The sequence below is a fragment of the Caldimonas sp. genome (assembly GCF_046289365.1).
Taxonomy (GTDB): Bacteria; Pseudomonadota; Gammaproteobacteria; order Burkholderiales; family Burkholderiaceae_C; genus Caldimonas.
The window spans coordinates 1-6,906 of record NZ_JBKBVU010000162.1; the positions used below are offsets into that span (position 1 = coordinate 1).

Here is a 6,906-nt window from a genome sequence, read left to right on the forward strand (position 1 = left end):
GCGGATCGATGGGCGTGCCGCCGGCCAGACGGGCCACGTGAGCGCCGCCCTCCCGCAGGCGAAGCATCTCGAACCAGCAGCCGCCCAGCACGAACAGCAAGGTCAGCGCGGTGTTGGTCTCGAAGAACAACGGCGGAAAGCCCTGAGTCCAGGGAAAGCTCAGCCGGTAGATCAGCGCCAGGGCGCCGTTGACCGCCAGCACCAGCAGCACCAGCACGAGGGCGAACAGCCACAGCAGGCGCCGCGAGGCGGCCTGCGCCGCCGCCTGGTGTTCGCGAAAGCGCATCGCCATGGGGTCAGCGCCTCACCGCCAGAACCTCAGAACTGGACACGCAGGGTCTTGCGTTCCTCGTCGCTGGTGGTGGACTGCAGCATGCCCGCCTCCTTGAAGCCGAAGAGCCGGGCGATGAGGTTGGTGGGGAACTGCTGCGCGGCATTGTTGTAGTCGAGCGCCGCATCGTTGAAAGCCTGGCGCGCAAACGCAACCTTGTTCTCGGTGCTGGTGAGCTCCTCGGACAGCTCGCGCAGGGTCTGGTCGGCCTTGAGCTCGGGATAGTTTTCGACCACCGCCATCAGGCGCGCGAGCGTGCCCTCCAGGGCCTGTTCGGCGATGGCCAGCGCGCCCACCGATCCGGCGCTGGTGGGGCGCACGCGCACATGCTCGGCCGCGGTGCGGGCCTGGTTGCGCGCGGCGATCACGGCCTCGAGGGTCTCACGTTCATGGGCGATGTACTTGCGGGCGGTCTCGACCAGGTTGGGAATGAGGTCGTAGCGCCGTTTGAGTTGCACATCGATCTGGGCAAAGGCGTTGCCGATGGCGTTGCGCAGCCGCACCAGCCGGTTGTAGGCCCCCACGGCCCAGAACACCAGCACGGCGACGACCACCCAGCTCAGGATTTGTGTCGTGCTCATCCGCAATCCCCCATGGCCTGTCTTGTCCCCGCGACTCTACTACGACCACGCTGCACGGGGCTGCGGCGGCCCCATCACGGGCGCCGTCAGGCCAGCACGGCAGCGGGCGAGCCGGCGACGTACTGCGCGTGCCCGCGCGCGCGCAGCTCGCAGGCCGGGCAATGCCCGCAGCCCCGGCCCCACCGATGGCGCAGCGAGCGCTCGCCGAGGTAGCAGGTGTGGGTGTGCTCGACGATCAGATCCACCAGCGCCGCACCGCCAAGCCGCTCGGCCAGGGTCCAGGTCTGGGCCTTGTTCAGCCACATCAGCGGTGTCTCGACCGTCAACGGGGTGTCCATGCCGAGGCTGAGCGCCACCTGCAGCGCCTTGAGCGTGTTGTCGCGGCAGTCGGGGTAGCCGGAGTAGTCGGTCTCGCACATGCCGCCCACCAGCACGCTGGCGCCACGGCGGTAGGCCAGGGTCGCGGCGAAGGTCAGGAACAGCAGGTTGCGCCCGGGCACGAAGGTGTTGGGCAGGCCATTGGCCTGCATCTCGATGGCCCGCGCCTCGGTGAGCGCGGTGTCGCTGAGCTGGCCCAGCAGCGCCAGGTCGAGCACATGGTCGTCGCCCAGGCGGCCAGCCCAGTTCGGGAAGGCCAGACGCAGGGCCTCCCGCACGGTGGGCCGGCAGTCCAGCTCGACGCGGTGGCGCTGGCCGTAGTCGAAACCGATCGTCTCGACACGCGCAAAGCGCGACAGTGCCCAGGCCAGGCAGACGGTGGAGTCCTGCCCGCCGCTGAAAAGGACGAGGGCGGTACGGGGATCAGCCACGGACCTCGCCCTGGCCCAGCACGATGTACTTCAACGAGGTCAGCCCCTCCAGCCCCACCGGCCCGCGGGCGTGGAACTTGTCGGTGGAGATGCCGATCTCGGCGCCCAGGCCGTACTCGAAGCCGTCGGCAAAGCGCGTGCTGGCATTGACCATCACACTGGCCGAATCGACCTCGCGCAAGAAACGCATCGCGTTGGGATGGTGCTCGGTGAGGATGGCGTCGGTGTGGTGCGAACCGTAGCGGTTGATGTGGGCGATGGCCTCGTCCACGTCCTTCACCAGCTTGATGCTGATGATGGGCGCCAGGTATTCCTCGGCCCAGTCCTGCTCGGTGGCGTCTGCGAGCTTCGCGCCCGGCACGGCCGCTAGCAGCGCCTTCGCGCCGGCGTCGCAGCGCATCTCCACACCCTTGGCGGCAAAGATCGCGCCGATGCGGGGCAGGAAGGCCGGGGCGATGGCCTCGTGCACCAGCAGTGATTCGGCCGCGTTGCAAGGGCTGTACTTCTGCGTCTTGGCGTTGTCGGTCACGGTGACGGCCAGGTCGAGGTCGGCCGAGGCATCGACGTACACGTGGCAATTGCCATCCAGGTGCTTGATCACCGGCACCGTGGCCTCGCGGCTAATGCGCTCGATCAGCGACTTGCCGCCGCGCGGGATGATGAGGTCCACATACTCAGGCATCGCGATCAGCCGGCCCACGGCCTCGCGGTCGGTGGTCTCGATGAGCTGCACGCCCTCAGGCGGCAGGCCGGCGGCCTGCAAGGCCTGCTGCACCAGCTTCCACAGCGCCAGGTTGGAGTGCAGGGCCTCGGAGCCGCCGCGCAGCACGCAGGCGTTGCCACTCTTGATGCCCAGCGAGGCCGCCTCGATGGTGACATTGGGGCGGCTCTCATAGATCATGCCGAACACGCCAAGGGGCACGCGCATCTGGCCCACCGTGATGCCGGAGGGGCGGCGGCGCAGGTTGACCATCTCGCCCACCGGGTCGGGCAATGCGGCCACCTGCTCGCAGTTCTCGGCCATCTGGGCCACGACCTTGTCGGTGATGCGCAGGCGATCGACCATCGGCGCGGCCAGGCCGCGGGCCTCGGCAGCCGCCAGGTCCTTGGCGTTCTCGGCCTGCAGGCACGGGCCTTCGGCGCGGATCAGCGCGGCCAGACGGCGCAGCGCGTCGTTCTTGGCGGCCGTGGAAGCCGCAGCCATGCGCGTGGCGGCCGCGCGGGCGGCGGCGCCCACGTGGTCCATGTAGGCCTGGAGATCGGTGGCAGTCATGCCCCGGATTGTCTCAAATCCGGGCATCGGCCGCTGCGTTCAGAACCGTGACACCAGCGCCAGCCACAGCGGCGCCGTGAGCACGAAGACCAGCGTGGACAGCACCAGGGTGGCCGTGGTTTCGGCCTCCTGGCTGCGGTAGCGCTGCGAGAACATCAGCGCATTCGTGCCCGCAGGCAGCGCCGCGCATATCACGATCACCGTGAGCGGCAGGCCCGACAGGCCGAACACGAAGCGCCCCACGACCAGCACCAGCGCCGGCTGGGCCACGAGCTTGGCCGCCGTGAGCCAGCCGGCTGCGCGCAGCGAGCCCTGCAACCCGTAGTGGGCCAGCGACATGCCGATGGCCACCAAGCACACCGGCACCACGGCCTGGCCCAGCATGGACAGGATCTCGTCGGCGGCCTGGGGGATCGGCAGGCCGGCCACGTTCCAGCCCATGCCGACCAGCACCGGCAGCACGACCGGGTGGATCAGGGTGTTGCGCACCGTGAGCTTCAGGGTGGCCGCCAGGCGGGGCCGGCCGGCTTCGGTGCGCGAGGCGGCGCGTGCCATGTCGAGCTCCACCAGCACCGTGAGCAGGCTCAGCAGGATCAGCGCATGCAGGCTGACGATGGCCAGGTGGATGGACAGACCCGCCTCGCCAAACAGCGCCAGCGCGATCGGGATGCCAAGTTGCACGGTGTTGCTGAAGGTGGCCGTGATGGCCCTCACGCTGGGTTCGGCCGGTGAGCCCTCGCTCGACAGTCGCCGCCGGCGCCACACATAGATGCCCAGCAGCAGCCCCACCACCGGCACGAAATAGGCCACGATCACTGCCCAGGGCAGGGTGGCGAAGTCGATGCGCGCGGTGGTGCGGAACAGCAGCGCCGGCGCGAACAGGTAGAAGGCCGCGTTCGACAGCGCCCGGGCCGTCTCGCCCCCGCCAAAGAACTTCGCCCGCCCGGCCAGCCAGCCGATCGTGACGACGGTGAAGATGGCCAGGAGCTTGAGGAAGACGGCGGGGGTCATTCCTTGGCCGCCGCCTTCTTCGCCGGCGCCTTCTTGGCCGCCGCCCGGGGCGCGCGTGGCTCGAACTCGAAGCCGACCTTGCCTTCCTTGTGGTCCCAGACCAGGAAGGCCTTGAACTTGCGGCGCGTCTTGTTGGAGACGAAGTTCTCCAGCAGGTCGGTCTTGCCGGTGGCCAGCAGCTTGCTCATCTGCTCGCGCGCCACGGGCTGCTGCAGGATGATCTTGCCGCTCTTGAAGTCGCAGGTGATGCGCGAGCCCACCGCGTGTTCACAGACGTAGCTCGTGCCGTGCTCGAAGACACGGCCCTTGCACTTGGGGCAGACGCCCAGCGACTCCTGGCCGCTGAAGTCCACCGGCTCGCCGTCCTGCGTCTTCTGTGTGTCGTCGCCGAAGTCGAACTCGAGCTTGTAGTTGCCGATGTCCTCGTCGTAGGCCAGCTTGAGCTCGGCCGAAAAAGGCCAGCCTGCCTTGGAGCGGAAGCCCTCCAGCGGGCCGATCTTCTTGTGGGTGAGGAACTGCTCGACCTCGTGCAGTTCGAAGCTGCGCCCGCCGGGAATCTTGCTGATCGAAAAGCCACAGCCCTCCTCTTCCCCGGTTTTGCCGGTGCAGGTGAAGCGGCGGTAGTTCTCCTTGACCACGCCGCCGCAGTTGGGGCATGGGGTCTGCAGCGTGGCGTAGTCGCCGGGAATGGTGTCGCGGTCGTATTCCTTGGCCTTTTGCACGATGCGCTGGGTCATCGCAGCAATCTCGGCCATGAAGGCCTCGCGCGAGAGCTTGCCCTTTTCCATCTGGGCGAGCTGGAACTCCCAGTTGCCGGTGAGCTCGGGCTTGGTGAGGTCTTCCACGTCCAGGCCGCGCAGCAGCGTCATGAGCTGGAAGGCCTTGGCGGTGGGGACGAGCTCGCGCCCCTCACGCACGAGGTACTTCTCCAGGATCAGGCCTTCGATGATGGCCGCACGGGTGGCCGGGGTGCCCAGGCCCTTTTCCTGCATCGCGGCCTTGAGCTCCTCGTCATCCACCAGCTTGCCCGCGCCTTCCATGGCCGACAGCAGCGTGGCTTCGGTGTAGCGTGCCGGCGGGCGGGTCTTGGCGGCATTCACGGCCACGTCCTCGGTGCGCACGCGCTCGCCCGGCGTGACGGCCACGAGGTCGGCATCGTCTTCCTGGGCTTCCTTGCCATAGACGGCCAGCCAGCCGGGCTTGACCAGCACCTTGCCGTTGGTCTGGAAGCTGTGCACCTTGCCCTGGGCCTGAACAGTGGTGATGCGGGTGGTGACCAGGTACTCGGCCGGCGGGTAAAAGACCGCCAGAAAGCGCTTGACCACCATGTCATAGAGCTTGGCCTCGGCCTCGGTCAGGCTCTTGGGCGGCTGCAGCGTGGGAATGATGGCAAAGTGGTCCGAGACCTTGGCATTGTCGAAGACCCGCTTGTTGGGCTTGACGAACCCCTCCTTGATCGCGTGGGCCGCGTGCGGGGCCAGTGCGCGCAAGGGACCGGGCAGGTCCTCGCCGGCGATCATCTCCATCGTCTTCTTGACCACGCCGAGGTAGTCCTCGGGCAGGGCGCGCGAGTCGGTTCGCGGATAGGTCAGGACCTTGTGCTTTTCGTACAGGGCCTGGGCGAGCGCGAGTGTGGTCTTGGCCGAGAAGCCGAAGCGCGAGTTGGCCTCGCGCTGCAGCGTGGTCAGGTCATAGAGCAGCGGGCTGCTCTGGGTGCTGGGCTTGGCCTCCTCGGTGACGGTGCCGGTCTGGCCGCGCACTGCCTCGGCAATCGCCTGGGCTTCGGCAGCCGTCCACAGGCGGTCGGCCCGCAGCTCGGGGTCGGCCTCGTTCTTTTTCCAGGCCGGGTCGAACCACTTGCCTTCATAAGCGCCGGCCTGGGCACCGAAGGTGGCGCGCACCTCCCAGAAGTCGCGCGGCACGAACTTGCGGATCTTCTCCTCGCGCTCGACCACGATGGACAGCGTGGGCGTCTGCACCCGCCCCACGGTGGTGAGGAAAAAGCCGCCGTCGCGCGAGTTGAAGGCCGTCATCGCCCGCGTGCCGTTGATGCCCACCAGCCAGTCGGCCTCGCTGCGGCTGCGCGCGGCTTCCGACAGGCCGCGCATCTCCTCGTCGCTGCGCAGCCGCTCGAAGCCCTCGCGGATGGCCTGGGGCGTCATGCTCTGCAGCCACAGGCGCCGGATGGGCTTGTTCAGCCCGCCCTTGGCCGGCGTGGCGTACTGCACGATGAGGCGGAAGATCAGCTCGCCTTCACGTCCCGCATCGCAGGCATTGATGAGCTCGGTGACGTCCTTGCGGCGGATGAGCTTGACCAGGGCATTGAGCCGGCCCTTGCTCTTGTCGATGGGATGGAGCTCGAAGTGCGGAGGGATCACCGGCAGGTGGGTGAAGCTCCACTTGCCGCGCTTGACGTCGTATTCCTCGGGCGCCTTGATCTCGACCAGGTGACCCACGGCGGAACTGACGATGTAGCGCTCGTTCTCGAAGTACTCGTCGTGCTTTTCGAACTTGCCGCTCGAGGGCGTGAGCGCGCGCACGATGTCCTGTGCGACGGACGGCTTCTCGGCGATGACCAGGGCTTTGCTCATGGATCTCGGGTTGGGTCAGGAAAGAGGGGGCACCAGGACATGCCGCGCGCGCGCTCCCGCGCGGCCCCTACAATGCCGCTGCCTCGCGCGTGCGCGCACGCACGCGCGCGCTCCCATTTCAATGTACCCAAAGTCGACCATGACGCAAGCTCGACCCGTCCGTTCCCCCCGCGCCACCGCGGGGTCTGCCGTTCCGTCGCGGGGGCGGCGCATCCAGGTGCGCCGCTCGGGCGTGCACGGCAAGGGCGTGTTCGCGGTGGCGCCGATCCGGGCCGGCGAGCGCATCATCGAGTACAAGGGCGAGGTCATC

The 6,906-nt window shown here is 68.1% G+C and carries 5 protein-coding genes and 2 pseudogenes; 1 reads left to right on the top strand and 6 read right to left on the bottom strand.

Going from position 1 to position 6,906, the window contains the following annotated elements; translation table 11 throughout:
* The 6 genes and pseudogenes from ACK42S_RS13850 to ACK42S_RS13875 form a co-directional block, all read right to left on the bottom strand.
* A pseudogene (locus ACK42S_RS13850) lies at positions 1–292 on the bottom strand (peptidase M48); the annotation flags it as partial.
* Between the two features lie 26 nt (positions 293–318).
* Positions 319–912, bottom strand: a complete 594-nt coding sequence (locus tag ACK42S_RS13855; RefSeq protein WP_409708623.1) for a LemA family protein — start codon at positions 910–912, stop codon at positions 319–321.
* Positions 913–998: 86 nt separating this feature from the next.
* Positions 999–1,721: a 7-cyano-7-deazaguanine synthase QueC gene (gene queC, locus ACK42S_RS13860; RefSeq protein WP_409708626.1), complete on the bottom strand. Its 723-nt coding sequence runs from the start codon at positions 1,719–1,721 to the stop codon at positions 999–1,001.
* Positions 1,714–2,994 carry a glutamate-5-semialdehyde dehydrogenase gene (locus ACK42S_RS13865; RefSeq protein ID WP_409708629.1) on the bottom strand — a complete coding sequence of 427 codons (1,281 nt, stop codon included), beginning with the start codon at positions 2,992–2,994 and terminating at the stop codon, positions 1,714–1,716. The genes queC and ACK42S_RS13865 overlap by 8 nt, the downstream gene beginning before the upstream one ends.
* 39 nt (positions 2,995–3,033) lie before the next feature.
* Positions 3,034–4,005 carry an AEC family transporter gene (locus ACK42S_RS13870; protein WP_409708632.1) on the bottom strand — a complete coding sequence of 324 codons (972 nt, stop codon included), beginning with the start codon at positions 4,003–4,005 and terminating at the stop codon, positions 3,034–3,036.
* On the bottom strand, positions 4,002–6,596 hold the full coding sequence (locus tag ACK42S_RS13875; protein WP_409708635.1) for a DNA topoisomerase III: 2,595 nt from the start codon (positions 6,594–6,596) through the stop codon (positions 4,002–4,004). The genes ACK42S_RS13870 and ACK42S_RS13875 overlap by 4 nt, the downstream gene beginning before the upstream one ends.
* 139 nt (positions 6,597–6,735) lie before the next feature.
* On the opposite strand from ACK42S_RS13875, the pseudogene ACK42S_RS13880 reads away from it, so the two are divergent.
* Positions 6,736–6,906, top strand: a pseudogene (locus ACK42S_RS13880) (SET domain-containing protein-lysine N-methyltransferase); the annotation flags it as partial.

Excerpts from the sequence above, each read along its gene's own strand:
- ACK42S_RS13855 (WP_409708623.1), bottom strand. The coding sequence starts at position 912 with ATGAGCACGACACAAATCCTGAGCTGGGTGGTCGTCGCCGTGCTGGTG.
- ACK42S_RS13865 (WP_409708629.1), bottom strand. The coding sequence starts at position 2,994 with ATGACTGCCACCGATCTCCAGGCCTACATGGACCACGTGGGCGCCGCC.
- ACK42S_RS13870 (WP_409708632.1), bottom strand. The coding sequence starts at position 4,005 with ATGACCCCCGCCGTCTTCCTCAAGCTCCTGGCCATCTTCACCGTCGTC.
- ACK42S_RS13875 (WP_409708635.1), bottom strand. The coding sequence starts at position 6,596 with ATGAGCAAAGCCCTGGTCATCGCCGAGAAGCCGTCCGTCGCACAGGAC.